24 protein-coding genes are annotated in these 26,425 nt (G+C 72.2%); 11 read left to right on the top strand and 13 right to left on the bottom strand.

Annotated elements, in window-relative coordinates; genetic code table 11:
* Positions 1-8: 8 nt before the first annotated feature.
* Entirely contained in the window at positions 9-1,445 is a 1,437-nt protein-coding gene (locus AB4Y83_RS08725) for a lipopolysaccharide biosynthesis protein (RefSeq protein WP_442296572.1), read from the bottom strand.
* 100 nt (positions 1,446-1,545) lie between these two features.
* Between AB4Y83_RS08725 and AB4Y83_RS08730 the strand changes: the two genes are divergently transcribed.
* Genes AB4Y83_RS08730 through AB4Y83_RS08740 form a run of 3 tightly spaced genes read left to right on the top strand, consistent with a single transcriptional unit; the run spans position 1,546 to position 4,153 of the window.
* The gene (locus AB4Y83_RS08730; RefSeq protein WP_442296573.1) at positions 1,546-2,586 is read left to right on the top strand and encodes a Gfo/Idh/MocA family protein; all 1,041 of its coding nucleotides are present in this window, start codon (positions 1,546-1,548) and stop codon (positions 2,584-2,586) included.
* Positions 2,583-3,368, top strand: a complete 786-nt coding sequence (locus AB4Y83_RS08735; protein WP_442296574.1) for an acylneuraminate cytidylyltransferase family protein — start codon at positions 2,583-2,585, stop codon at positions 3,366-3,368. The genes AB4Y83_RS08730 and AB4Y83_RS08735 overlap by 4 nt, the downstream gene beginning before the upstream one ends.
* Entirely contained in the window at positions 3,365-4,153 is a 789-nt protein-coding gene (locus AB4Y83_RS08740) for an SDR family oxidoreductase (protein WP_442296575.1), read from the top strand. Before AB4Y83_RS08735 ends, AB4Y83_RS08740 begins: the two co-directional genes overlap by 4 nt.
* Positions 4,154-4,239: 86 nt before the next feature.
* On the opposite strand, the gene AB4Y83_RS08745 is transcribed toward AB4Y83_RS08740, so the two are convergent.
* Positions 4,240-5,259 carry an LLM class F420-dependent oxidoreductase gene (locus tag AB4Y83_RS08745; protein ID WP_056773183.1) on the bottom strand — a complete coding sequence of 340 codons (1,020 nt, stop codon included), beginning with the start codon at positions 5,257-5,259 and terminating at the stop codon, positions 4,240-4,242.
* Positions 5,260-5,333: 74 nt separating this feature from the next.
* On the opposite strand from AB4Y83_RS08745, the gene AB4Y83_RS08750 reads away from it, so the two are divergent.
* Entirely contained in the window at positions 5,334-5,798 is a 465-nt protein-coding gene (locus tag AB4Y83_RS08750; protein WP_442276796.1) for a CoA-binding protein, read from the top strand.
* Between the two features lie 101 nt (positions 5,799-5,899).
* Here the strand turns inward: AB4Y83_RS08750 and purE are convergent, their stop codons facing one another.
* From purE to AB4Y83_RS08790, 8 genes are all read right to left on the bottom strand, one after another.
* Positions 5,900-6,433 carry a 5-(carboxyamino)imidazole ribonucleotide mutase gene (gene purE, locus AB4Y83_RS08755; protein WP_442276795.1) on the bottom strand — a complete coding sequence of 178 codons (534 nt, stop codon included), beginning with the start codon at positions 6,431-6,433 and terminating at the stop codon, positions 5,900-5,902.
* Entirely contained in the window at positions 6,430-7,626 is a 1,197-nt protein-coding gene (locus AB4Y83_RS08760; protein ID WP_442296576.1) for a 5-(carboxyamino)imidazole ribonucleotide synthase, read from the bottom strand. The genes purE and AB4Y83_RS08760 overlap by 4 nt, the downstream gene beginning before the upstream one ends.
* Positions 7,627-7,647: 21 nt before the next feature.
* Positions 7,648-8,301, bottom strand: a complete 654-nt coding sequence (locus tag AB4Y83_RS08765) for a GtrA family protein (RefSeq protein ID WP_442276793.1) — start codon at positions 8,299-8,301, stop codon at positions 7,648-7,650.
* Between the two features lie 41 nt (positions 8,302-8,342).
* Complete coding sequence (locus AB4Y83_RS08770) at positions 8,343-9,371, bottom strand: sensor histidine kinase (protein ID WP_056827065.1); 1,029 nt, start codon at positions 9,369-9,371, stop codon at positions 8,343-8,345.
* A 2-nt stretch (positions 9,372-9,373) separates the two neighbouring features.
* A complete protein-coding gene (locus AB4Y83_RS08775) occupies positions 9,374-10,051 on the bottom strand; it encodes a response regulator transcription factor (RefSeq protein ID WP_056773162.1) in 678 nt (225 codons plus the stop codon).
* 108 nt (positions 10,052-10,159) lie between these two features.
* Positions 10,160-11,005, bottom strand: coding sequence for an enoyl-CoA hydratase/isomerase family protein (locus tag AB4Y83_RS08780; protein WP_442296577.1), 846 nt, complete (start codon positions 11,003-11,005; stop codon positions 10,160-10,162).
* Positions 11,006-11,025: 20 nt separating this feature from the next.
* Positions 11,026-12,174 (bottom strand): adenylate/guanylate cyclase domain-containing protein, encoded by a 1,149-nt coding sequence (locus AB4Y83_RS08785; RefSeq protein ID WP_442296578.1) that lies wholly within the window; start codon positions 12,172-12,174, stop codon positions 11,026-11,028.
* 7 nt (positions 12,175-12,181) lie between these two features.
* On the bottom strand, positions 12,182-13,072 hold the full coding sequence (locus AB4Y83_RS08790) for a biotin--[acetyl-CoA-carboxylase] ligase (RefSeq protein WP_442296579.1): 891 nt from the start codon (positions 13,070-13,072) through the stop codon (positions 12,182-12,184).
* Between the two features lie 24 nt (positions 13,073-13,096).
* On the opposite strand from AB4Y83_RS08790, the gene AB4Y83_RS08795 reads away from it, so the two are divergent.
* From AB4Y83_RS08795 to AB4Y83_RS08820, 6 genes are all read left to right on the top strand, one after another.
* Positions 13,097-14,761, top strand: coding sequence for an acyl-CoA carboxylase subunit beta (locus AB4Y83_RS08795; RefSeq protein WP_442296580.1), 1,665 nt, complete (start codon positions 13,097-13,099; stop codon positions 14,759-14,761).
* Complete coding sequence (locus tag AB4Y83_RS08800) at positions 14,758-14,985, top strand: acyl-CoA carboxylase subunit epsilon (protein ID WP_442296581.1); 228 nt, start codon at positions 14,758-14,760, stop codon at positions 14,983-14,985. Before AB4Y83_RS08795 ends, AB4Y83_RS08800 begins: the two co-directional genes overlap by 4 nt.
* Positions 14,986-15,039: 54 nt before the next feature.
* The gene (pknB, locus tag AB4Y83_RS08805; protein ID WP_442296582.1) at positions 15,040-16,725 is read left to right on the top strand and encodes a Stk1 family PASTA domain-containing Ser/Thr kinase; all 1,686 of its coding nucleotides are present in this window, start codon (positions 15,040-15,042) and stop codon (positions 16,723-16,725) included.
* A gap of 74 nt (positions 16,726-16,799) precedes the next feature.
* Complete coding sequence (locus tag AB4Y83_RS08810) at positions 16,800-18,494, top strand: DUF885 domain-containing protein (RefSeq protein WP_442296583.1); 1,695 nt, start codon at positions 16,800-16,802, stop codon at positions 18,492-18,494.
* Between the two features lie 150 nt (positions 18,495-18,644).
* Entirely contained in the window at positions 18,645-21,101 is a 2,457-nt protein-coding gene (locus tag AB4Y83_RS08815) for a hypothetical protein (protein ID WP_442296584.1), read from the top strand.
* Positions 21,102-21,195: 94 nt separating this feature from the next.
* Positions 21,196-21,873, top strand: coding sequence for a Maf family protein (locus AB4Y83_RS08820; RefSeq protein WP_056773222.1), 678 nt, complete (start codon positions 21,196-21,198; stop codon positions 21,871-21,873).
* Here the strand turns inward: AB4Y83_RS08820 and AB4Y83_RS08825 are convergent.
* The 3 genes from AB4Y83_RS08825 to AB4Y83_RS08835 are packed head-to-tail and all read right to left on the bottom strand — an operon-like array spanning position 21,864 to position 25,895.
* On the bottom strand, positions 21,864-23,171 hold the full coding sequence (locus AB4Y83_RS08825) for a hypothetical protein (RefSeq protein ID WP_442296585.1): 1,308 nt from the start codon (positions 23,169-23,171) through the stop codon (positions 21,864-21,866). The two genes, AB4Y83_RS08820 and AB4Y83_RS08825, sit on opposite strands and share 10 nt — an antisense overlap.
* A complete protein-coding gene (locus tag AB4Y83_RS08830) occupies positions 23,125-24,720 on the bottom strand; it encodes an acyl-CoA carboxylase subunit beta (RefSeq protein WP_442276783.1) in 1,596 nt (531 codons plus the stop codon). The genes AB4Y83_RS08825 and AB4Y83_RS08830 overlap by 47 nt, the downstream gene beginning before the upstream one ends.
* Positions 24,717-25,895, bottom strand: coding sequence for an acyl-CoA dehydrogenase family protein (locus AB4Y83_RS08835; protein WP_442296586.1), 1,179 nt, complete (start codon positions 25,893-25,895; stop codon positions 24,717-24,719). The genes AB4Y83_RS08830 and AB4Y83_RS08835 overlap by 4 nt, the downstream gene beginning before the upstream one ends.
* A gap of 85 nt (positions 25,896-25,980) precedes the next feature.
* Between AB4Y83_RS08835 and AB4Y83_RS08840 the strand changes: the two genes are divergently transcribed.
* Positions 25,981-26,403: a MerR family transcriptional regulator gene (locus AB4Y83_RS08840; protein ID WP_056773138.1), complete on the top strand. Its 423-nt coding sequence runs from the start codon at positions 25,981-25,983 to the stop codon at positions 26,401-26,403.
* Positions 26,404-26,425 lie beyond the last annotated feature (22 nt).

The raw sequence follows: 26,425 nt of genomic DNA on the forward strand, positions 1-26,425 counted from the left end.
GCCTCATCCTATCCGCGCAGCACGCGCWGGATCCGCGGCGCGACGGCCACGGCGGCCGCCCCGACGAGGGCGGCGAGTGCGACGCGCACCCACGCAGCCGGCCCCTCCAGCGGCAGCACGGCACCCACGAGGGCGAGCGCGACACCGGCGAGCGCCACGACGGCCACCCGCGGCGGCCAGCGCAGCGGCGAGTGGGTCCGCGCGAACCACGTCGTCAGGGCCATGAGCACGACGTAGCCCACGGCCTTGGCGATCGCGACGCCGACGACCCCACCCGTCGCGCCCGACCGCGGCGCGAGCCAGAGCGCGACGAGGACGACGACCGCGAGCGCGATGAGCGCGGCCCAGGCGAGCCGGCCGGTGCGCTCGGCGTCGAGCACGGCGAGCGACGAGCCCTGGTAGAGCATGTACGACACCGACACGGTGCAGATGACCCCGAGCGCGCCGACCATGGCGACGTGGTCGAAGCCGGGGTCGGCCATGACGGCGACGAGCCACGGCCCGAGCAGCGCCACCCCCGCCGCGCCCGCCGCGACGACGGTCGTCAGGGCGGTGCCCGTGCGGGCCGTCCACGCCCAGCGGCGGTCGATGGGGTGCGAGAGCACGAGCGGCCCCCACGCGTTGAAGAGGGCGACGGCGAGCACGAACGGCATGTTCCCGAGCTGCAGCGCCACCTGGTAGCTGCCCGCCCCGGCCTCGCCGACGAGGACCCTGGCCAGCAGCACGTCCCCGGAGAGCAGGCCGAGCATCGCGGCCGCCTGCGGCAGCAGGGGCGTGGCCAGGCGGATGCCCGCCCGGACCCGCGCGCGCTCGACCGTGGGCGGCAGCGGACGGCCGAGGACGAGGGCGAGGACGGCAGCCAGCACGACGACGACGGCGTATGCCGTGAGGTACGTCCCCGCGGTCGGCTCGGCCCGCGCCGCCAGGAGTCCCGCGAGCTGTGCCCCGACGGTGGCGAGCACGGCGAGGGCGAGGAAGCCCCAGGGCTGGAGTCGCGCCCGCATCAGCGTCTGGCCGGCCACGACCGTCGTCAGGGCCACCGCGGCGAGGACGAGCGGCACCCACTGTCGGAGGTCCGCGTGCCCGGTGGCCGAGAGGAGCAGGGCCAGCGCGAGGCCGACGACGCCGAGCCCGAGGGCCAGCAGCACCATCGTCCCGGCGAGGGCCCGCGCGACCCGTGGGCCCTCGGCACCGCGGTGGTGCTCGCGGAGCACGACCTGCGGCAGTCCGGCGGCGGCGATGGTGCCGACCATCTGCACGACGACGAGACCTGTTGCGACGCGACCGAACTCGACGGCGCCGAGCACCCGGGTGGCGAAGGGCAGGACGAGGAGCACGCCGAGGCCCTGCAGCGCCGTGCCGACGAGGTAGACCACCGAGTGCGCTCCGAGCGAGCCGCTCGCGGGTGCGGCGGTGGGCGCGGTGCCTTCGGGCGTGCTCGTCACAGGCTCGAAGGTACCGGTGCGGGGCCGGCCCACCGCTCAGCCACCCGCGTCGTGCCCGGCGACCTGAGCGGTGCGCGGCGCCGTCCTCTAGCCTGCAGGTGTGCCCAGCCCGTCTCCGTCGTCGATGCCCGTGGTCGTGCGCGGCTCCGGCTCCATCGGGCAGCGGCACGCGCGGGTCTTCCGGCAGGAGGGCGCCGACGTCGCGCTCTGGCCGGTCCGCGACCGCGGGCTCGGGCCGGGCGCCGTCGACGACGTCACCCGCGCTCGCCTGCTCGACGACGCGACGGGCCCGGGCGCCCTGCCGGGCGTGCTCGTCGTCGTCGCGACCGACACCGCCCGGCACGTCAGCGACACCGTCCTGGCGCTCGACGCCGGTGCGGCGTCGGTCCTCGTCGAGAAGCCCGTCGCCGGGTCGGCCGATGACGCGGCCGTGCTCCGCGCCCACCCGCGAGCCCAGGACATCTGGGTCGCCGCGCCGCTTCGGGCGCACGAGGCCTTCCGCCACCTGCGCCGGCTCGTCGGCCGCATCGACGGACCGGCCTCGGCCCACGTGCGCTCGCAGTCGTGGCTGCCGGACTGGCGGCCCGACCGCGACTACCGCGAGTCCTACTCCGCCCGGCGCGACGAGGGCGGTGTGCTCCGCGACATGGTCCACGAGATCGACTACGCCGGCGTGCTCTTCGGCCGCCCCGACCTCGTCGGCTCGTTCCTCGAGACGAGCGGTCCGCTCGACATCGAGGCCGAGCAGGCCGCCACGCTGCTCTGGACCACCCGCGACCGCTTCACCGTGACCGCGCGGCTCGACTACGTCACCCGCCCGACGTCGCGCGGGGTCGTCATCCACACCTCGGACGGCATCCTCGAGTGGGACGTCACGCGCGCGATGGTTCGGCACACGACCTCCGACGGCGAGGTGAGCGAGCAGGTCTTCGAGCACGACCTGGACCGCGACATCGTCATGGGAACCCAGGCGCGGGCGGCCCTCGAGCTCAAGCCGTGGTCCCCCGCGGCTCAGCGGATCGCCCGGGGAGCGCCGGCGACCCTGGCCGACGGCATCGACGCCGTCCGTCTCTGCGACGAGGCCAGGGCCCTGGCCTCGCAGGGCCCCAACCCCGACACCGACACCGAGGACGGCTCGTGACCGACCACACCCCGCCCCGCGTCCTCGCGGTCATCCCGGCACGTGGCGGCTCGAAAGGCCTACCCGGCAAGAACATCCGTCCGATGTGGGGCCTGCCCCTCATCGCCCACAGCGTCCGTGCTGCGGCGATGACGCCGGAGGTCACCCGCTGCGTCGTGACGACCGACTCGGCCGAGATCGCCGACATCGTGCGCGCCCACGGTGGAGAAGCCCCGTTCCTGCGCCCGGCCGAGCTCGCGGCCGACGACACCCCCATGGCCCCGGTCGTGCGTCATGCCCTCGAGTGGGTCGAGAGCGACGAGGGAGGTTCCTACGACGCAGTGCTCCTCCTCGACCCGACGAGTCCCGCCCGGGTGCCGTCCCAGCTGGCCGAGGCCGTCCGACGCCTCGCCACGACGCCCGCCCTCGACGGCGTCATCAGCGTCTCCGAACCCACCTTCAACCCGGTGTGGGTCGGCGTGCGCCCCGACGGGTCCCTCGACGGCGCGCTCTCCCGCTACTTCGAGGCGGGCACGGGTGTCACCCGACGGCAGGACGTCGGCCGGTTCCTCCGGATCAACGGCAACTTCTACCTCTGGCGGGCCGACTTCGTGCGCCGCCTCGAGAGCTCGTGGTTCGACGAGGGCACCCACGAAGGGCTCGAGATCCCCGAGGCCCAGGCCTTCTCCATCGACGACGAGTACGAGTTCCGCCTCATCGAGGCCCTCATCGGCGCCGGGCTCATCACGCTGCCGTGGCTCGACGTCGCCGCCCCGATCGCCCAGACGGAGGACCCACGATGACGCCCACGCCCACGACGTCGCTCACCGGACGCACGGCCGTCGTGACCGGGGGCGCCGGACCGCTCGGCCGCGTGCTCGCCGACGCCCTGGCGAGGGCGGGTGCCCGCATCGTCGTCGTCGACCTCGACGAGGAGAGCTGCGCGGCAGCCGCCGCTGCGCTCCCCGGCAGCGACCATGTCCCCGTTGCCGCCGACCTTCTTGAACCGCAGGGGATCTCGCGCGTCGTCGACGTCGTCCGTGGCCTCGGCGCCTGCGATGTCCTCGTCAACAACGCCGCGTTCACCGGCACCTCCGGCGTCCCCGGGTATGCCGTCCCCTTCGAGGAGCAGACCGACGACGCCTTCGCGATGGCGCTGGCCCTCAACGTCACGGCCCCCTTCTCGCTGACCCGGCAGCTCGCGCCCCTCCTGCGCGCCTCGGGTCACGGGAGCGTCGTCAACGTGTCGAGCATCTACGGTCTCGTCGGGCCCAACATGGGTCTCTACGAGGGCACCCGGATGGGCAACCCCGCGGCCTACGCGGCGAGCAAGGGCGGCATCGCCCAGCTGACGCGCTACCTCTCGACGGTGCTCGCGCCCRACGTGCGGGTCAACGCCTTCGCCCCCGGGGGGATCGCGCGCGGTCAGGACGAGTCGTTCGTCGAGCGCTACGAGCGGCTCACCCCGCTGGGCCGGATGGGCACCGAGGACGACTTCCGCGGCGTCGTCACGTGGCTCGCCTCGGACGCGTCCGCCTACGTCACCGGCCAGGTCGTCGCCGTCGACGGCGGCTGGACCGCCTGGTAGGCCACCGGACCGTCCCGGTTCGAGGTGATGCCGGCACCCACGTGGGTGCCGGCATCACCTCGAACGGCGGGATCGGAGCGGGAGCGTCAGGCCGTGAGCTCGGGAGCGACGGTCTGCTCGAAGAGCTCGATGCCCGAGCGGTCGTAGGCGGCCTCCGCGAAGTACGTGATGGCATACGTCATCCCGCGGGCCTCCATGTCCTTGAGCATCGTGACGATCTTGTCGGGCGTCCCCACGGCGGGCTGCTTGCGGAGGTCCTCGACGGCAGCGGCGGCCTTGTCGTCGGCCACGCCGCCCTTGCGGAGCAGCTCGCCGTAGAACTGGAGGCGGTCCTCGACGTCGGCGTCGGTCTCGCCGATGACGACGTTGTAGTTGGCCGATCGGACGATCTCGCCGAAGTCGCGACCGCGGTCGTCGCAGTGGCCCTTGAGGATCGCGCTCTTGTGGTCGAAGCCCTCGGGGCTGCCGTCGAAGTTCGTGTAGTCGGCGTACTCCGCCGCGATCTTCAGCGTCACCTTCTCGCCGCCGCCGGCGATCCACATCGGGATGCCGTTGAGCGCGCTGCCCGGGTGGCTCGTGCCCTGCAGGGGCCGGGGCGCGCAGAGGGCGCCGTCGACCTGGTAGTACTTCCCGTCGAGGGTCGCCGACCCCTTCGTCCACATGTCGCGGAAGACCTGGACGCCTTCGCGGAGCGCGCCGAGGCGGTCGCCCGCCTTGGGGAAGCCGTAGCCGTAGGCGCGCCACTCGTGCTCGTACCAGCCGGCGCCGATGCCCATCTCGGTGCGGCCGCCGGAGATGACGTCGACGGTCGCGGCGACCTTGGCGAGGTAGGCGGGGTTGCGGTAGGCCATGCACGTGCACATCTGGCCGAGCCGCACCCGGCTCGTGGCGGCGCCGAAGCCCGCCATGAGCGACCACGCCTCGTGCGTGGCCTCGCCCGAGGGCTGCGGCACGGTGTGGAAGTGGTCGTAGACCCAGATGGACTCGAAGACGTCTCCGTCGTCGGCGTGCTTGGCGAGGTTGACCATGGCTTCCCACTGCTGGGCCGGCTCGATGCCGACGAGGTCCATACGCCAGCCCTGGGGAACGAACATTCCGAATCGCATCCGGCCATCCAACCACGGTCGGCTGGACGCCGTCGGGGCGCGATCCCGGCACGCCGACGTGTGAAGATGACGGGATGAGTCCGCACCACAACGACCCCGACGTCATCCGGGACCTGCTCCACACCCCGGCCACGTGGGCCGTCGTCGGTCTCGGAGACAATCCCGACCGCACGGCCTACCGCGTGTCCCTGTGGCTCCAGCGCGAGCTCGGCATCCGCCTCGTGCCGGTGCACCCGAGCGCGGCGACGGTGCACGGCGCGACGGGTTACGCGACGCTGGCCGACATCCCGGACGGCACCGTCGTCAAGGTCGTCGACTGCTTCGTCAACAGCGCCCGCGTCGGGCAGGTCGTCGACGAGGCGATCGCCGAGCGGGAGCGGCTCGGCATCGAGGCACTGTGGCTGCAGCTCGGGGTCATCGACGAGGAGGCCGCCGATCGCGCGGAGGCGGCCGGACTCGCCGTCGTCATGGACACGTGCCCCAAGATCGAGTACCCCCGCATCCAGCCGGGTGACGGCGCCTCGGCCGTCACCGACTGACGCCACCAGGGCGTCGGTCGTCCTCCACGAGCCGCGCTGGGGCCGGCCGAGGGCGTATGCCGTGTGCCCGGTCCCTGGTCGCGCGTGGGGTCGGAGCCGGTTCAGTCGGTGAGGCCGCGGGCGACCTGCTCGCGCAGCGACGCTCCCTTGGCGTGCGCCTGGTCGCGCAGGTCGGCCTGGAAGGCGACCATGCGCTCGCGGACGTCGGCGGCGAGCTCGTCGGAGCCGGTGCCGACGATGCGCGCCGCCAGCAGGCCCGCGTTGCGGGCCCCGCCGATCGAGACGGTCGCGACCGGCACGCCGGCCGGCATCTGGACGATCGAGAGCAGCGAGTCCATGCCGTCGAGGTACTTCAGGGGCACCGGCACCCCGACGACCGGGAGCGGCGTCACCGACGCGAGCATCCCGGGCAGGTGCGCGGCCCCCCCGGCGCCGGCGACGACGACGCGCAGGCCGCGCCGGGCGGCGTTCTGGCCGTAGGCGATCATCTCGTCGGGCATCCGGTGGGCCGACACGACATCGGCCTCGTAGGGGATCGCGAACTCCTCGAGCGCACGGGCTGCCTCGCGCATGACGGGCCAGTCGCTGTCGCTGCCCATGACGATGCCGACGACGGGCTCGGTGCTCTCGGTCATTCGGTGATCACTCCTCTGAGGTAGTCGGCCGCGTGCCCGGCGCGCTCGCGGGCGTCGTCCAGGTCGGCTCCACTGACGTTGACGTGCCCGATCTTGCGGCCGGGCCGCACGCCCTTGCCGTAGACGTGCACCTTGGCGCCGGGGTCGCGGGCCATGATGTGGCGGTACGCGGGGTAGAGGTGCTCGTAGTCGCCGCCGAGGACGTTGGCCATGACGGTCCACGGCGCCCGGGGGCGCGGGTCGCCGAGCGGCAGGTCGAGCACGGCACGCAGGTGCTGCTCGAACTGTCCGGTGACGGCCCCGTCCATCGACCAGTGACCGCTGTTGTGCGGACGCATCGCCAGCTCGTTGACGACATAGGCCGACGTGCCTCCCGTGCCGGGGCGCACCTCGAACATCTCGACGGCGAGCACGCCCGTGACGCCGAGCTCGCCGGCGATGCGCAGTGCGGCCTCGGTGGCCACCGACGCGAGGTCCGGGTCGATCGCCGGGGCGGGGGCGAGCACCTCGGTGCAGACGCCGTCGGTCTGGACCGTCTCGACGACGGGCCACGCCGCCGCCTGGCCGGACGGGCTGCGGGCGATGAGGACGGCCAGCTCCCGCACGAAGTCGACCTTCTCCTCGAGGAGCAGGCCGTGCTCGAGCGGGCCGGGCTCGCCGATCCGCGAGATCCAGTCCACGAGGTCGTCGGCCGAGGAGGCGACCGCCACGCCCTTGCCGTCGTAGCCGCCGCGCGGGGTCTTCGCGACGATCGGCCAGCCGACGTCGTCACCGAAGGCGGTGACCTCCTCGGCGGAGGTGGCACGCACCCACCGGGGGCACGCGATCCCGAGGGCGGTGAGGCGCTCGCGCATCGCGAGCTTGTCCTGGGCGAAGTTGAGGGCAGCGCGCGTGGGGTGGATGGCCACCCCGTCGGCCTCGAGCGCCTCGAGGACGGCCGGCGGCACGTGCTCGTGGTCGAAGGTGACGACGTCGCAGTGCTGCGCGAAGGCGCGGACCGTCTCGAGGTCGGTGTGCTCACCGACCGGTGAGCTCGGCACGACGAGGGCCGCTGCCGCAGTGTCGCTCTCGGCGAGCACCGACAGCTGGACGCCCAGCTCGACGGCGGGGCCCTGCATCATGCGGGCGAGCTGTCCGCCGCCGACGACGCCGACGACGGGGAATCCTCCGGGGGCGCGCTTCGGCTGGGTCACGACGCCCAAGCGTAGTCGCCGTCAGCGGAGTGGGTCGTGGCGCCCCGGGACCGCTCCGGCGCGCCGGTCCGCGTCGCTCGAGCCGGCGGCCTCGTCCCCCTCGTCGGAGAGCACCGCCTCGACGTGGCTGGGGTCGGCGAGGTCGGGGTGGTGAGCACGCACGGCCGCGAAGGTCCACAGCTTGTTGAGCACGAACGACACGGGCGTGACGACGGCGATGACGATGAGCTGCGCCCAGTAGAGCCGGGTGCGGAAGCCCGTGGAGTCGTCGAAGACCGTCGGCGAGAGGTGGATCGGTGAGTCGAGGTGCATGAGGAGCGTCAGCAGCACGAGGCCGATGACCTGACCGAGCAGGCCCACGGCGAGGAACGGCCAGTACTCGTCCCACCAGCGGGCGTGCTTGGTCGTGCGGAAGGTCCACGTGCGGTTGAGCTGGAAGTTCCAGAGGTTCGCGACGAGGAAGGCGATGGTCGAGTAGACGTGGTACCAGCGGACGTTGAACTCCGTGCCCGGGACGCCGACGATCGCCTGGTCGAAGCTCGGCCCGAGCTTCTTGACGACGACGAGGGTGAGGAGGTTGACGAGCACGCCCGAGACGCCCACGGCCGCGAACCGGAGCAGCAGCAGCCAGTTGTGCCGGTGGCGCACGAACAGGAACTCATGCAGGCGCCTCACCGGGGCACCCTACCCCGGCAGGCAGGGGGTCCCGTCGGCGTTCAGTCGGTCTCGGCCTCGGAGAGGAAGAGGGCGAAGCGCGCCGGCTGGGCCTGGACGAGGTCGAGGCGACCACCGTTGGACTCCGCGAGGTCGCGGGCGAGGGCCAGCCCCAGGCCGGTGCTGCCCCCGGCTCCGCTGCTGACCGAGCGCTCGAAGATGTGCGGGGCCATGGCGGCGGGCACGCCGTCGCCCTGGTCGCTGACCTCGACGATGACCGACGGGCCCGAACGACGTGCGTGCACGTCGACGGTGCCCCGTCCGTGGACGAGGGAGTTCTCGAGGAGCGTCGAGAGCACCTGCGAGAGCGCGACCGGCGTCGACCGGACGAAGAGGCCGCGCTCGCCACGGACCCGCACCGAGCGGCGGGCCTGCTCGAAGGCGGGCTGCCACTCGCGCTGGAGGGCGGCGATGACGGAGTCCAGCGACACGGCCGGCGACGGCCCACCAGAGCCGCGGGTGCGACCGAGCAGGTCGTCGACGACGCGGGTCAGTCGCTCGACCTGGGCGATCGCGATCGTCGCCTCCTCCTTGACGACCTCGGCGTCGTCGGTCTCCGAGATCTCCTCGAGCCGCATGAGCAGGGCCGTGAGCGGGGTGCGCAGCTGGTGCGAGGCGTCTGCGGCGAAGTCGCGCTCGGCCGCGAGCGACTTCGTCATGTCGTGGGCCCGCCGGGTCATGACTCCCGACACGTGGTCGATCTCGTCGATGTCCGAGTGCACCGGCGTCAGGCGCGCCTCCCCCGCCGCGAAGCGGGTGGCGAGGTGGACGAGCTCCTGGGAGGACTGCTCGACGTGCGCCCGGGTGCCCAGGGTGGCGACGTAGGCCGCGCCACCGCTCAGCGCGCCGATCCCGAGCATGACGGCCCCGAACCGGGCGATCCCCACGGACGGGTCGGAGGCGATCCAGGCGGTGACGGTGCCGGGTTGCTGCGTCACGGCCCAGGCGACGACCGCCGTCGACAGCAGCACGACGAGCCCGGCGCACACGACGGCCACGACGAGCGCCATCCGGTCGAGCACTCGGCGCACGGTCAGTCGACCTGGGGGCGCTCGAAGCGGAAGCCGACGCCACGGACGGTGGCGATGTACTGCGGGGACGTCGCGTCGTCGCCGAGCTTCCGGCGCAGCACCGAGATGTGCATGTCGAGGGTCTTCGTCGACCCGAACCACGCGGTGTCCCAGATCTCGCGCATCAGCTGCTCGCGCGAGACGACCTTGCCCTGCTCGCGCACGAGCACCCGCAGCAGGTCGAACTCCTTGGCCGTCAGCTGCAGCTCCTCGCCCTTGAACCAGGCGCGACGGCCGTCGGAGTCGATGCGGACCAGCTCACCGGACGGGACGGCCTCGGTGGGGGTGCGCCGCAGCAGGGCCCGCACCCGCGCGAGCAGCTCGGCGAGGCGGAAGGGCTTGGTGACGTAGTCGTCGGCGCCGGCGTCGAGCCCCACGACCGTGTCGACCTCGTCGGCGCGCGCCGTGAGGATGAGGACGGGGATGGCGCGGCCCTCGGCCCGGATGCGGCGACACACCTCGAGCCCGTCGATCTTCGGCAGGCCGAGGTCGAGGAGCACGAGGTCGGGGTTCTCCTTGGCACCGTCGAGCGCAGCGACACCGTCCTCGCGCACGTCGACGTCGTAGCCTTCTCGCCGCAGCGCACGCGCCAACGGTTCGGAGATGGCTGGGTCGTCCTCCGCCAGGAGCACTCGGGTCATGTCACCGTCCTCAGGATCTGCCGGCCCGGGGGTGCACCGACCGTCGTGAGCCTATCGACAACCACCCGTTTTGCACCCTGACGCCCCGGGGACACGGCAGATGGGGCCTCAGCGACCGGGCCAGACCGGGCGCCGCTTCTCCGCGAAGGCAGCCACACCCTCGCGGCGGTCACCCGAGAAGGCCGTCGCGCGCCAGCAGCCGTCCTCGATCTCCAGGCCCGCGTCGAGACCCACGTCGGCGCCGAGACGCATGGCGCGCTTGGCGTTCCGCAGCCCGACGGGCGAGTTGGCCGCGATCGTCCGGGCCAGCTCCAGGGCCCGGTCACGTGCCGTCCCGGCAGCGACGACCTCGTCGAGGGCGCCGAGCTCGAGGGCCTCGCGGGCCGGGAGACGCGCGGCCGTGAAGATGGCCCTGGCCGCCCGCGACCACCCGACCCGGCGCACGAGCAGCTGGGTGCCGCCACCACCCGGGATGACCCCCACGCTCACCTCCGGCAGGCCGACGACGGCGCCCTCCCCCGCGACGACGAGGTCGCACGACAGGGCCAGCTCGAAGCCGCCCCCCAGCGCGAAGCCGTCGACGGCGGCGATGGCCGGCACCGGCAGGTCGAGGACGCCGGTGTAGGCCGCCCGGGCGACCGGGCGCTGCTCCATGAGGTCCGCGTCCGAGAAGCCGTTGCGCTCCTTGAGGTCGGCGCCGACGCAGAACGCCTTCGCGTGGCTCGAGGTCAGCACGACGCAGCGCACCGACTCGTCTGCCGCGACCCGGGCCGTGGCCACAGCGATGGCGCGGGCCATCGCCGTCGACACGGCGTTCATCGCCTCGGGCCGGTCGAGGACGATCTCGGCGACGTGGGCGAGCTCCGGGTCCTCGAAGCGCTCGACGCGCACGAGGGTGGGCTCACCCGGCCCCGCGCTCGCGGTGGCGTCGGCTGCGGTCGGCGTTGACGGCATACGAAGGTCTCCTTCGGGGGTCACGCGTCCGTGCGCGACGTGGCTCGGTGGGTGGTGTCGGGGAGCGGCTCGCCCGCGACTGAGCGGCGGCCGGCGGACGTCGCCCGGCGCAGCAGCGAGGGGGTCACGGGGCCGACACCGCGCAGGATGCGGCGGCGCTGGCCGGTCAGCTCGAAGCCGGAGAGGCTCGCAAGCTCGCGCGCCATCGTCGCGTCGACGAGGACGCTCCCGGCCTGGGCCACGGCGGTCAGCCGCGAGGCGCGGTTGACCGTGGTGCCGAAGACGTCGCCGAGGCGGGAGATGATCGGTCCGCGCGCCATCCCGCACCGCACGTCGGGCAGCACGTCGTCGTCGGTCATCGTCTCGACGAGGTCGAGCGCGATGGCCGCTGCGGGCGCGGCGCCCATCGTCGTGAAGAGCACCTCGTCACCGACGGTCTTGATGAGCCGGCCGCCGTGCGCGGTGATGACGTCGGCCGAGAGCGCCTCGAAGCGTGACACGAGCCGGGCGAGGTCGCGCTCGGACATCCGCCGGACGAGGGCCGTGAAGTTGACGAGGTCGGCGAAGCCCACCGAGCGCATCTTCGTCATGCCGTAGGACTCGGGGTCGGCGTCGGCCAGCATGCGCGCGACGGTGGCCGACAGGTGCCGGCGCCAGGCGTAGACGAGGAGTGGCTCGAGGCGGTCGGTGAGGACAGCGAGCCGCTTCGCCGTCTCGGTGGCGGTCTCGAGGCTCGGCACCGAGCGGGACTCGTGCTCGTCGTCGTCGGCCTCGTCGGCGAGGACCGCGCTCATGTGGTTCTCGACGGCCTCGGCGATGAGCTGCGACTGCCAGCCTGCGAGACGGTCGGCCGACCGGGCGAAGGCGCGGGTCATCGCGAGCGCCGTCGGCTCGTCGAGCAGCCCGTCCCGGACGATGCCCGCGACGGCGGCGAGCGCCTTCTGGTCGGCCTCGGTGAACAGCTCGTCGTCGGTGTCGACGACGGGGAAGCCCAGCGCGTGCCAGAACTTGCGTGCGGACAGCAGGGAGACCTCGGCGCCGCGGCTCACCTCGCGGCGGCGCAGCTCGAGCGGACGCCCCAGCAGCCGCTCCGTGTAGTCCTCGCTCACCCGCCCGACGGGCTCGGGGCTTTCGGCGCCCTGGGTGCCTCGGGTGCCCGGCTCGGTCATGGCCCGATCATGCCAGTCCACCGGCCGCGGGCCGGACGTGGACGACGTCACCGGCCGCGAAGGTCCGCACGCCGTGGTCGGTGCGCACGACGAGGGCGCCGTCGTCGTCGACGCCGACTGCGGTTCCCTCGACCGCGTCACCCGTCGGCAGGTGCACCCGCACCGTCAGCCCGATGGTCGAGCAGGCCTCGCGGTATGCCGTTCGCACCTCCGCTGCGCCGGACGCACCCGACGCGTCGGTGCCGACTCCCGCTCCGGCCAACACGGCGGTGAGCTCGTCGAGGTAGGCGACGAGGAGGTCCTCCCGGCTCACGCGGGCACCGGCGAGCGCCAGGGACGTGGCCGTGTCCACGGGCAGCTCCTCCCGGGTCTGGTCGATGTTGACGCCGGTCCCGACGACGACCGCCTGACCGGAGCCGACGGTGACGAGCTCGCAGAGGATGCCGCTCAGCTTGCGGTCGCCGTCCTCGGCGAGGAGCACGTCGTTGGGCCACTTGAGCCGGGCCGTCAGGGCGGCGCCCGTCGCCTCGGTCACCCGGCGCACCGCTCGCGACAGCGCGAGCCCGGCGAGCAGCGGCATCCAACCCGCCTGGGCAGGGTCGGCGACCGGTACCGCCACGCTGACGGCGAGCGAGGCCCGGTCGGGCACCGTCCAGGCCCGGCCGAGGCGGCCGCGTCCTCCGGTCTGGTGGTCGGTGAGGACGACCCACCACAGTCCGCGGTCCTCGGGAGCCCGCCCGGCGGCATACGCCCCCGTCTGCTTCGCCGTCCCGGTCAGCAGCTCCCGCAGCCGGGTGTTCGTCGAGCCCAGGGCCGGGTGGAACTCCACCTCGCGCCACGGCCGTCCGGACGTGACCAAGGCCGCACTCACAGTCTCGATGTCGAGCGAATCGCGCACGTCCACAAGGCTAGAGTGCCGAGCATGGCCACCGATCACGCCGTCGCAGAACAGCCGACCAGCACGTCGCCGGAGAGCGCCACACCACCGGCGGAGGCGGCCCCCGGGCCCGACCTCACGACGACCGCCGGCAAGCTCGCCGATCTCAAGCGGCGCGTCGCCGAGGTCGCCAACGCCGGCTCGGAGCGCGCGGTCGAGAAGCAGCACGCCCGCGGCAAGAAGACCGCCCGCGAGCGCATCGAGATGCTCCTCGACGAGGGGACCTTCATCGAGCTCGACAAGTACGCCCGGCACCGCAGCAACAACTTCGGCCAGGACAAGAACCGCCCCTACGGCGACGGCGTCGTCACCGGCTACGGCATGGTCGACGGCCGCCAGGTGGCGGTCTTCGCCCAGGACTTCACCGTCTTCGGCGGATCCCTCGGCGAGGTCTTCGGCGAGAAGATCGTCAAGGTCATGGACTTCGCCATGAAGATCGGCTGCCCCGTCGTCGGCCTCAACGACTCCGGCGGCGCCCGCATCCAGGAGGGCGTCGTCTCGCTCGGCCTCTACGGCGAGATCTTCTTCCGCAACGTCCGCGCCTCCGGCGTCATCCCCCAGATCTCCCTCGTCATGGGCCCGTGCGCGGGCGGGGCGGTCTACTCCCCGGCCATCACCGACTTCACCGTCATGGTCGACCAGACCTCGCACATGTTCATCACCGGCCCCGACGTCATCAAGACCGTGACCGGCGAGGACGTCGGCTTCGAGGAGCTCGGCGGCGCGCTGACGCACAACAGCAAGTCGGGCGTCGCGCACTACATGGGCACCGACGAGCAGGACGCCATCGACTACGTCAAGGCCCTCCTGTCCTACCTGCCGAGCAACAACCTCGAGACCCCGCCCTCCTACGGCGAGGGAGAGGCCGACCTGTCGGTCACCGACGACGACCGCTGGCTCGACACGTGCATCCCGGACTCGCCGAACGTCCCCTACGACATGAAGCAGGTCATCGAGCACCTCGTCGACGACGGCGAGTTCCTCGAGGTCCAGCCCCTCTTCGCGCCCAACATCCTCACCGGCTTCGCCCGCATCGACGGCATGTCGGTGGGCATCGTGGCCAACCAGCCGCTGCAGTTCGCCGGGTGCCTCGACATCCACGCGTCCGAGAAGGCCGCGCGCTTCGTGCGCACCTGCGACTGCTTCAACGTCCCGGTGCTGACGCTCGTCGACGTGCCGGGCTTCCTGCCGGGGACGAGCCAGGAGTGGGACGGCATCATCCGTCGCGGCGCGAAGCTCATCTACGCCTACGCCGAGGCCACGGTCCCCAAGATCACGGTCATCACGCGCAAGGCCTACGGCGGCGCCTACGACGTCATGGGCTCCAAGCACCTCGGCGCCGACATCAACCTCGCGTGGCCGACCGGGCAGATCGCCGTCATGGGCGCCCAGGGCGCCGTCAACATCCTCTACCGCAAGGAGCTCAAGCACACCGCGGAGCAGGGCGGCGACGTCGACGCCCAGCGCCAGGAGCTCATCGCCCACTACGAGGAGACGCTCGCCAACCCGTACGTCGCGGCCGAGCGCGGCTACATCGACACCGTCATCAGCCCCTCCAACACGCGGATGAACGTCACGCGCGCCCTGCGGGCCCTGCAGAACAAGCGCGAGACGCTCCCGCCCAAGAAGCACGGGAACATTCCGCTGTGACCGATCCCACGACACCCGAGGTCGCCGACGTCGCGCCCACGATCCGCATCTCGGGTCACCCGACCCCCGAGGAGGTCGCGGCGCTCGTCGCCGTGCTGTCCGCCCTCGACGGGGACGAGCCCGCACCCGAGCACGCCCGCTCGGCGTGGTCCGACCCGTCGTGGCGGCTCGTCGGGCCGTCCGCGCGCCACGGCGGGTGGCGCCGCACCGGTCTGCCGCGCTGACGCGAGACCCGTCGGTTGGCCGTCACCCGGCCTGCTGCCCTACGCTCGTTGCCCATGTCTGTCGAGTCGAGCCCCACCGTCCGGATCGCCGAGCGCTACTCCCTGCGTGAGCGCATCGCCGTCGGCGGCATGGGTGAGGTGCACCTCGCGACCGACGACCGCCTGGGCCGGCTCGTCGCCGTCAAGGTGCTCGCTGCCGGGTTTGCCGACTCCCCCGACTTCGTCGAGCGCTTCCGCCGTGAGGCCCTGACGGCCGCCGCGCTCTCCCACCCGAACATCGCCCAGGTCTACGACTACGGCGTCGACGGCGACTCCCACTTCATCGTCATGGAGTATGCCGAGGGCCAGGACCTCGCCCAGGTGATCCGGCAGCACGGCCGGCTCACCCCCGGCGACGCGGTCCGCGTCGCCGAGCAGGTCTGCGCAGCGCTCGGCGCCGCCCACCGCGCCGGTGTCGTCCACCGTGACGTCAAGCCCGGCAACGTCATCATCCGTCCAGACGGCACGGTCAAGGTGACCGACTTCGGTATCGCCCGGGCCCTCGGGCAGGCGTCGCTCACCGACACCGGCACCGTGATGGGGACGGCCGCCTACGTCGCTCCCGAGCAGGCCCGGGGCGAGGCCACGACGCCGTCGTCCGACCTCTACTCGCTCGGCATCCTGCTCTTCCAGATGCTGACCGGCTCGGTGCCCTTCGACGGCGACACCCCGGTCGCGATCGCGATGCGCCACCTCGACGAGCCGGTGCCGCTGCCCAGCTCGCGCGTCGCCGACCTGCCCGCGAACCTCGACGAGGTCGTCGTCCGCGCCACGGCCAAGTCACCGGCCGACCGCTACGCCGATGCCGACGCCATGGCTGCCGCGCTGGTCGGTCACGAGATGCGCGCCGACGCCGCCACCCGGGCCCTGCCGGCCGGCGAGGCGACCTCGGTGCTCGACCTCGGCGCCGGCGGCGCCAGCACGGCGATGATGCCGACCGTCGGTGTCCTCCCGGCCGGCGAACGCACCGCCGTCCAGCCGGCGCCCACGGCGTACGCCGATGCCCCGGCCTCGACCCCGCCCGTCCCTCGCGGTCCGGCCGTCACCCGACGCTCGAACGCGGCGAGCCGCCGCCGGCCCGGCCCGAGCCCCGTCGTCTGGGTGCTCCTCGTCGCCGTCGCGGCACTCGTGGGGATCCTCGGCTACGTCCTGCTGTCGGGTTCGGATGCGCCGACGACCGCCGCTCCGGGCACGCGCCCGTCGGCGACCTCCCAGAAGCCGACGCCCGCACCGTCCACGACCGCCCCGCCGTCCGACGGCAGCACCGTCCCCGGCGGCCTCGTCGGCCAGCAGCGCGACGCCGCGGTCAACGAGCTGATCGGGCTCGGTGTCAACGTGCGCTGGGTGCTCGTGCGCTCGACCCAGCCGGACGGCGCGGTCATGGGGAGCTACCCCGCCGAGGGGCAGCCCATGGCGAAGGGGCAGACCGTCGCGCTCGTCGTCAGCCGCGGACACGCCCCTGACCGGGTCAACTCCTCCTTCGTCGTGCCCGACGGCCTCGTCGGCACGAGCGCCAAGGACGCGGAGAAGTCCCTCGGGGGCGAGGACGTCCGCGTCACGCGGGTCACCGTCCCGTCCGACGGCGACAGCGGTCAGGTCCTCGCGACCTGGCCGTCGGCGGGCACCCAGACCGCCGACGGGATCGTCGTGCTCGTCGTGTCGGGCGATGCCAAGGGCGGCTCGTCCGACGGCGACGGCTGAGCCACCGGCCGGGGTCGCGAACCGGTGCCCACAATGCACTGGCACGTGACCTCGGGCTGGATTACGTTCGCCGGGTGACCGCCAACACCCAGACCGCGCGACCCCAGACCGACGTCGACCGCATCGCGGAGACCTACTTCGACGCGTCCGTCGCCCTCAGCCCCATCAACGCGACCTTCCTCGGCGTCCCGGGCGCCGAGGAGGAGCTCGACGACCTCTCCCCCGCCGGCAACGCCGCCGCCTCGGAGCTGCGCCGGACGACCCTGGCCCAGCTCGCCGCCGTGAGCCCGACCGACGACGTCGACCGGGTCACCGTCGACGCCATGACCGAGCGCCTCCGGCTCTCCGAGGACCGGTATGCCGCCGGGCTCGACGAGATGGCCCTCAACGTCCTCGCGTCCCCGCTGCAGGCCGTCCGCGACGTCTTCGACCTCATGCCGCAGGAGACCGAGGACAACTGGCGCACGTTCGCCGTCCGCCTCACGAAGATCCCGGCCGCGCTCGAGGGGTACAAGGAGTCGCTGCTCCTGGCCCGCGAGCGCGGACAGGTGTCTCCGCGCCGCCAGGTCGAGGCCTGCGCCGAGCAGTCGCGCGACCTCGTGGCGGACGACGGCTACTTCGCCAAGGTCGTGGCCGACGCGACCGTGGGTGACACGCCGCTCGCGGGCGAGGTCAAGGACCAGCTCGCCGAGGGCGCGAAGGTGGCCGCGGCGGCCTACGCCGACATCGCCGACTGGCTGGAGCGCGAGCTGCTGCCGCACGCCCCCGAGGCCGACGCCTGCGGCATCGAGCGCTACCGGCTCGAGTCGCGTTACTTCCTCGGCGCCACGGTCGACCTCGAGGAGACCTACCGCTGGGGCCAGCAGGAGGTGGCGAGCCTGCACGCCCAGATGAGCGAGATCGCCGAGGGCCTCGAGGCCGGGGCGAGCGTGCAGCGAGGTGTCGAGATCCTCGACGCCGACGACCGCTACGCCCTGCACGGCACCGACGCGCTCAAGGCCTGGATGCAGGAGCGGGCTGACGAGGTCATCGCCGACCTCACGGACGTCCACTTCGACATCCCCGAGCCGGTCCAGCGCATCGAGTGCATGATCGCGCCGACGCAGACCGGTGGCATCTACTACACCGGCCCGTCCGACGACTTCAGCCGGCCCGGCCGCATGTGGTGGTCGGTGCCCAGGGGCAACACCGAGTTCCGGACGTGGAACGAGCTGACGACCGTCTACCACGAGGGCGTCCCGGGCCACCACCTCCAGGTCGCGCAGACGGTCTACCGCTCCGAGCTGCTCAACAAGTGGCGTCGCCTCGAGGCGTGGACGTCCGGTCACGGCGAGGGCTGGGCCCTCTACGCCGAGCGGCTCATGGCCGAGCTCGGCTACATGGACGACCCGGGCAACCGAATGGGCTGGCTTGCGGGACAGTCGCTTCGGGCCGCACGCGTCGTCATCGACATCGGCGTGCACTGCGGGTTCGACGCCCCCGAGGAGGTCGGTGGCGGCGCGTGGGACTACGACAAGGCCTGGACCTACCTGACCCGCTACGGCTTCATGGACGAGAAGATCCTGCGCTTCGAGCTCAACCGCTACCTCGGCTGGCCGGGCCAGGCGCCCAGCTACAAGATCGGCGAGCGCCTGTGGCTGCAGCTGCGCGACGAGGTCAAGCAGCGCGAGGGGGACGCGTTCGACCTCAAGGCCTTCCACCGCCGCGCCCTCGACATCGGCGGCGTCGGCCTCGACACCCTGCGCGGCGCTGTGCTGCAGGAGATCTGACGGACTCAGGAGGCCCCCGACCACAGCTGTCGGGGGCCTCCTCCGTCCCGGGCACCGCTCCCCATGGTCACCGCGTCGGCACGCACCTATGCTGACGTCGCGCCTGCCGACAGCGCGGGCGCCGACACAGCTCATACAGGGGAGACAACAGTGTTCAGCCACCGCCTTGCGGTCGGCCGGGCCCGGGGGACGATCGCGCGCCGTGCAGCGCGCCGCCTCCTGACCGTGCTGACCGCCGCCACCGTCGCACTCGGGGTGCTGCCACTGGCAGCCCCGTCCGCCAGCGCCGCCACCTACACCATCAAGGGTCGAGTCACCGGACTCACCTCGACCGGCACCGTCGTCGGGGTGCCTGACGCAGGCGTCTGGATCTTCGACGCCAACTACGACGACGCCGGCACCATCGCCTACGCGTCGGACGGCACCTACACCGCGACCTTCTCGACGCCCGGGCCGTACCGCATCCAGGCCGGCTGCTGGGGCACGATGACGTGCGCCTCCCAGTGGGGCATCGAGTGGTACGCGAACGAGGGCGCCTTCGACAGCGCCACACCCGTCACGGCCGGCACCACCGCAACGGTCGCCGACATCCGGCTCGACCGCCGCTCGACCATCAAGGGCACGGTGAAGAACACCGCAGGCCAGCCCATCACGGCCTCCGAGATCAGCATCTCGAAGTCGACGGGGGGCGACGTCGTCACGGCCAGGCCCGCAGCCGACGGCACCTTCACCCTGACCGGCGTCGAGGCCGGTCCGAGCAACCTCATGGCCGAGGACACCTCGGGCCAGAACCTCTACGAGAACGAGTCCTGGAACGGCACCGCGAGCACGCCCGACTACGTCGACTGGTCGGTGCCCGCGGGCGTGACGGTCACCGGCGTGAACTTCGTGCTCGACCCGTGGACCGGCGTCGTCGTCAAGGTCACCGACTCCGCGGGCAACCCCCTGCAGAACATCAACTGGGACCTGCTCGAGTACCGTCCCGCCGAGGGCGACTGGTTGGGCCAGCAGTACGGCCCCAAGCTCACCTCCGCCGACGGCACCGTCGCCGTGGGCACCGAGGTCGGCACGACGTACAAGTTCTGCGTCTCGGACACGTGGTACGACAACTGGGCACCCGCGACCCGGTACCAGGACCGTTGCTGGGACGGGGCGACGACGGAGGCCACGGCCACCCCGTTCACCGTGACGACCGAGACACGACGACGCGACCTCACGATCGTCCTCCCCGTCGCCGGCAAGGGCCTCACGGCCCGTGAGCCGTTCGTCAGCGGCACCCCCACCGTCGGCAGCACCCTCACGGTCGACCCGGGCACGTGGGCCCCCTCCGGCGTCACTCTCACCTACGCGTGGATGAAGCCGAACGGCGCGGGCACCGGCTTCGTCGCGATCCCGGGCGCGACCGGTCGCACGTTCACCGTGACGAGCGACCTGTTGGGGACGTACGTCGTCGCCCGGGTCACCGGGACGCTGAGCGGCTACCGCAGCGCCCAGTACTACGCCAACGGCGTCGAGATCCGGTCGACGGCGCCGACGCTGGCGAGTCCGTTGACGATCACCGGATCGGGCGTCGCGGGCACGTCGCTCAACGCCTCGCACGGCGCCATCTCGCCTGCCGGCGACTGGTCGCCGAGCTACACCTGGGTCGTGGGGGGCGTGCCGCAGGACACCATGTGGGGCGGCCTGTCCCCGTTGGCCCTGACGAGCGCCATGGTGGGCCAGCGCATCACGCTGCGGATGAGCGCCTACCTCGACGGCGCGACGCTGCAGGTGAACGCCACCGGTCCGGTCGTGCTGGCCGGCACCGTCTCCGGCACGACACCCACGGTCACGGGCACGGCGAAGGTTGGAAGCACCCTCACCGCGGCCGCGGGCACGTGGGGCCCGACTCCGGTCACCCTCGCCTACCAGTGGTACCACTCGGGCGTCGCGATCTCGGGTGCCACGGCGACCACGTATGCGTTGACGGCCAGCGACCTGGGGAAGGCGATGACCGTCAAGGTCACCGGCTCCAAGGCGAGCTACGCCTCGACGGCGAAGACGTCTGCGGCCACGACGGCCGTCGCCGCGGGCACGCTCACCGCCCCGACGCCGACGATCAGCGGCACCAAGGCCGTCGGCAACACCCTCACCATCGTCCCCGGGACGTGGGGCCCGGCGCCGCTCACGCTGGCCTACCAGTGGTACCGCTCGGGCGTCGCGATCTCCGGCGCCACGGCGAGCACGTACAAGCTGACGACGACCGACCAGACCAAGACGATGACCGTCAGGGTGACGGGCACGAAGTCCGGCTACACGACGGTCGCCCACACGTCTGCGGCGACGACCGCGGTGCTCGGCTCGTTCACGGCGCCCACCCCGACCCTGTCGGGCACGCAGCGGGTCGGATACACGCTGACGGCCAACCCCGGCACGTGGAGCCCGGCCCCGACGACCATGACCTACCAGTGGTACCGGTCCGGCGCGGCGATCTCGGGGGCCACCGCGAAGACGTACAAGCTCACGAGCACCGACAGGGGCACGTACGTCAAGGTCCGCGTCACCGGCGCGAAGTCCGGCTACCTCACGAGGTCCGTCTACTCGCCGCTGACGGCAGCCATCGGCTGACGCTCGGTCCCACGTGGGCGATCGACGGCGCTGCCTCCCCGGGGGCGGCGCCGTCGGCGTTCCCGACAGCGAGCGCGCCGCCTACCATGGCGTCATGCCGCCGAGTCCCCTCCCCGACGTGCCCGCCGTCCAGCTCGTCCTCGCCTCCGCCTCCCCGGCTCGACGGGCGACCCTTCGCTCCGCCGGTGTCGAGCCGGTCGTCGTCGTCAGCGAGGTCGACGAGGACCTGACCGTCGCCGAGGCGACGGATCGCTACGGCCCGCTCGAGCCGGCCGACATCTCGCTGCTGCTGGCCCGCGCCAAGGCCGAGGACGTCGCGGCCCGCGTCGACGCGGGCGTCGTCGTGCTCGGCTGCGACTCGGTGCTCGAGCTCGACGGGGAGGTCCACGGCAAGCCGGGCGACGCCGCGGAGGCCGTGTCCCGGTGGCGCCGGATGCGAGGCCGGTCAGGGGTGTTGCACACGGGCCACTGGCTCGTCGACGAGCGCGGCAGCGGCGGCGCCACGCTGGGCGCGACGGCGTCCACGACCGTCCACTTCGCGAAGCTCTCCGAGGAGGAGATCGAGGCCTACGTCGCCACGGGCGAGCCGCTCACCGTGGCCGGGGCCTTCACCATCGACGGGCTCGGCGGCGCGTTCGTCACGGCTGTCGAGGGCGACCACCACAACGTCGTCGGCCTGTCCCTGCCGTTGCTGCGCGACCTCCTGGCCGACGCCGGGGTCGAGTGGTTCGACGTCGTCGGCGGGGTCGCGAGGGGCGACGGTCAGGGGTAGAGGTCGTCGGTGAGGTTCTCGATGACGAGGTAGTGCTCGGTCCACCACCACATCTGGGCCGCGCCGATGACGACGATGAGCCCGAGCAGCCAGTAGCGGTAGCGCCGCCACCAGCGCAGCTTGAGGAACCACGCAATGACGAGCGTCATCGGGAACGCGAGCAGGGCGTAGCGCACGCGGCTCGGCGTGGTGCTCGTCACAAGGATGATGTATGCCGGGTAGGCGCCCGCCCAGCCCCAGATCTCCGGGCCCCAGCGCCACGAGTTCTTCGTCAGCATGAACCACGTGAACGCCGCGATGCCCAGCACGCCTGCGACCTGCCCGACGACGCCCCAGTAGTCGTAGAGGAGGTTCCACCACAGGTAGAGCTTGATCTTCGTCTCGATGTTCCAGGCGAGCATCGTGTCGTTGTACGCGTTGGGCGTGTCGGTCGCGATCGTGACGATCGTCGGCCAGAGGAAGGTCAGGGCCCCCGCGTAGGCCGCGAGCGCCGCCAACCCGACGCGCAGACGCACCGGGTGCTCGCCCTCGTCACCCTGCCGCCACCGGACGACCGCGTGGGCGATGATGACCGGCACCATCGCGATGACGACGTTGCGGCTCAGGGACAGGACGAGGAGCGCCAGAGCCACCCACCAGTACTGCCGCTTGCGGAGCAGCCACAGGACGGTGACGACGCCCAGCAGGGCCGTCGACTCGGTGTAGGAGGCCGAGAAGGCCGGCGACGCGATGAAGAAGCACGTGGCGACGACGGCGACGATCGCCTCCCAGCGACCGACGGCCTGGTCGACGAGCTTGAAGAGGACGTGCATCGCGGCGAAGCCGATGACGATCGAGAGCGTCGGCGCGACGACGGCGAAGGGCAGGCCGGTGACCTTCATGATGAGTCCGGCGGTCATCGGGAACACCGGGAAGAAGGCCCACGGGTTCATGTCGATGCCGCCCCAGCCGACCCGGGGCAGCACCGCGGGGTAGCCCTGCTCGGCGATGACGCGGTACCACTGGCCGTCCCAGCCCGTCATGACCGCGGCGTAGCCGGGGTCCGCGGGCGAGGGGTAGAAGATGCGGATGTTGGCCGTGCCGATGGGCAGCGGGATCTGGTAGCGCGAGAGGTAGGTCGCGGCGACCCAGACGAAGAGACGCGAGACGGCGAAGACCGCGAACGGGAACCAGACCGGGAAGCGGCGCCAGAACGGCTGCTTCCGCTCGACGTCCCGGTCGGGGTGCTCGAGCCTGTGACCGAGGCGCGGCTCAGACCGGCGGGACGGAGCGTCGGCGCTCGCTGAAGTGACGGTCACGCCGGGAAGCATAAGCCAGCCGGCGCACCAGGTCCGAGCGCAGCTCATCCGCCTCGATGATGGAGTCGAGGACCAGATCGGCCGCGAGACGCTCGATGTCGACGTCCTCCTCGTACTCCCGGCGCCGGTCTGCCACGAATCGTGCCTGTTCGTCCGGGTCGGCGATCTCGGCGATCTTGTTGGCGTAGACGGCGTTGACGGCAGCCTCCGGCCCCATCACCGCGATGCGCGCGGTCGGGAGCGCGATCGTCGCGTCGGGCCCGAAACCGGGTCCGCCCATGGCGTAGAGCCCGGCCCCGTAGGCCTTGCGGACGACGACGCAGAACTGCGGCACGGTCGCGGACGAGACGGCGCTGACCATCTTGGCGCCGTGACGGATGATGCCGCCGCGCTCGACCTCGGAGCCGATCATGAAGCCGGGCACGTCGGCGAGGTAGACGAGCGGGATGTTGAAGGCGTCGCACAGCCAGATGAAGCGCGCGGCCTTGTCGGCGCTGTCGGTGAAGAGCACGCCGCCCTTGACCATCGAGTTGTTGGCGACGATGCCGACGGTCTGGCCCTCGAGACGGCCGAAGCCGATGACGAGCTCACCGGCCCAGAGGGGCTTGAGCTCGAAGAAGGAGTCGTCGTCGACCAGCCCGTCGATGACCTCGTGGACGTCGAAGGGCACCGACTCCCGCTCGGGCACGGTCGCACGGGTCAGCGGCGTCGCGGGCTCCTCGGCGGCATACGTGGGCGGGTGGTCGCGCCAGCTGCCGGGGACGTAGGAGAAGTAGAGCTTGGCCAGCTCGATGGCCTCGGCGTCGTCGTGGGCGAGCAGGTCACCGACACCGGAGACCGTGCAGTGCATCCGGGCGCCGCCCATCTCCTCGAGGGAGACCTTCTCGCCGACGACCATCTCGGCCATGCGCGGGCTGCCGAGGTACATCGACGCATTGCCCTCGACCATGATGATGAGGTCGCAGAAGCTGGGGATGTAGGCGCCGCCCGCGGCACTCGGACCGAAGAGGCAGCAGATCTGCGGCACCTTGCCCGAGAGCGCCACCTGGTTGTGGAAGATGCGCCCGGCGCCGCGGCGGCCGGGGAACATCTCGACCTGGTCGGTGATGCGGGCGCCTGCCGAGTCGACGAACCAGAAGACCGGCAGCTCCTCGCGCAGTGCCATCTCGGTGGCGCGGACGATCTTCTCGACGGTCCGGGCGCCCCAGGATCCGGCCTTGACGGTGGGGTCGTTGGCGATGACGATCGCCGCTCGTCCGTCGACGGTGCCGCGTCCCGTGACGACGCCGTCGGCCGGGAGACCCGGCGCCAGCGCGTTGGCGTAGCGGCCGTCCTCGACGAACGAGCCCTCGTCGAAGAGCAGCGCGATGCGGTCGCGGACGTAGATCTTGCCCTGCGCGTCGAGCTTGGCCTGGGCTTTCTCCGGTGCGCTGGCCGACGCCGTGTGGGCGGCCGCGAGACGGGTCCGGACGTCGGCGACGCGCGGGTCGCCGTGCGGGTCAGGGCTCGGCGTGGTGCCGGGGGTGGTGCTCGGTGCGGTCCCGGTCATGCCGGCAGCCCCATCCCGCGGGCGATGAGCATGCGCTGGACCTCGGACGTGCCCTCGCCGATCTCGAGGATCTTGGCGTCGCGGTAGAAGCGGGCCACGGGGTACTCCTCCATGAAGCCGTTGCCGCCGAAGACCTGCGTCGCGATCCGGGTGGCCGTGACGGCGGCCTCGGTCGAGTAGAGCTTGGCGATGGCGGCAGCCTGCTTGACCTCCTTGACGGAGCGCTTGCCGGCGTGGAGCTCGTCCTTGAGCCAGGCCGCCTTGTAGGTCAGCAGCCGGGCGCCCTCGACCATGACCGCGAGGTCGGCGAGCTGGAACGAGACGCCCTGGTTGACGCCGATCGGGCGGCCGAAGGCGACGCGGGTCTTCGCGTAGTCGGTGGCGAGCTCGAGGCACGCCTGGGCGCAGCCGACGGCGAGTGCCGAGATGGCGATGCGGCCGTCGTCGAGGGTCTTGAGGAACTGCTTGAAGCCCTCCCCCTCCGCGCCGAGGAGGTGGTCGGCGGGGACGCGGCAGTCCTCGAACGTGAGGCCGTGGGTGTCGGAGACGTGCCAGCCGAGCTTGTGGTACGCCGGCTCGACGACGAAGCCCCGGGTGCCGGCGGGCACCATGATCGCCGAGATCTGCGGCGAGCCGTCCTCGTTCGTGCCGGTGCGCGCGGTCACGGTGACGACGGACGTGATGTCGGTGCCGGAGTTCGTGATGAAGGCCTTGGCGCCGTTGACGACCCACTCGTCGCCGTCGCGGACGGCTCGCGTGCGGGTCGCACCGGCATCGGAGCCGGCCTCGGGCTCGGTGAGGCCGAAGCCGGCGAGGGCGCGGCCGGCGACGAGGTCGGGCAGGAAGCGCTGCTTCTGCTCCTCGGTCCCGTAGGTGAGGATCGGGTTGATGCCGAGCCCCACGCCCGCGGACAGCGTGATGCCGATCGACTGGTCGACGCGGCCCAGCTCCTCGATGGCGACGCAGAGGCTGGTGAAGTCGCCGGACTCCCCTGCGCCGCCGTACTCCTCCGGCACGACGAGGCCGAACAGCCCGAGGTCACCCATCTTCGGCACGAGGTCGGCCGGGAAGTAGGYGGCGGCGTCCCACTTGGCGATGTGGGGCGCGACCTCCTTCTCGGCGAAGTCGCGGACGACCATCCGGAAGTCCTCGTGGTCCTGGCTGAGCTCGAACATCGCTGTTCTCCTGAAGGGGTGGCGGCCATCACGCGCTCGTGACGCGTGCTTGACGTTGACGTAAACGTAAAGCACTATCGACCCCATGACAAGTGACACCTCGACCACGCACCGGTCCTCGCGGACCGGCGAGACGTGGACCATCGCCCAGGTGGCCGAGGCGTTCGACGTCACCCATCGGACGGTGCGCCACTACGAGGACCTCGGGCTCATCTCCCCCGAGCGTCGCGGCACGCAGCGCGTCTACCACCGCCGCGACCGCACGCGCCTCGGCCTGATCCTGCGCGGCAAGCGGCTCGGTTTCCCGCTCGAGGAGATCCGCACGATCATCGACCTCTTCGACGCCCCGCGCGGTCGTCGCACCCAGCTCGAGTACGTCCTGGACCAGATCGACGAGCGCCGCACCGACCTCGAGCAGCGGCTGCGGGACGTGCAGGACGCCATCGCCGAGCTCGGCGAGTTCGAGCGCCGCTGTCGCGACGACCTCGGGCGCCTCGACCACGTGTGAGGGGCCGGGCCCCGCGTGACAC

The organism is Terrabacter sp. RAF57, assembly GCF_052113925.1.
GTDB lineage: Bacteria > Actinomycetota > Actinomycetes > Actinomycetales > Dermatophilaceae > Terrabacter.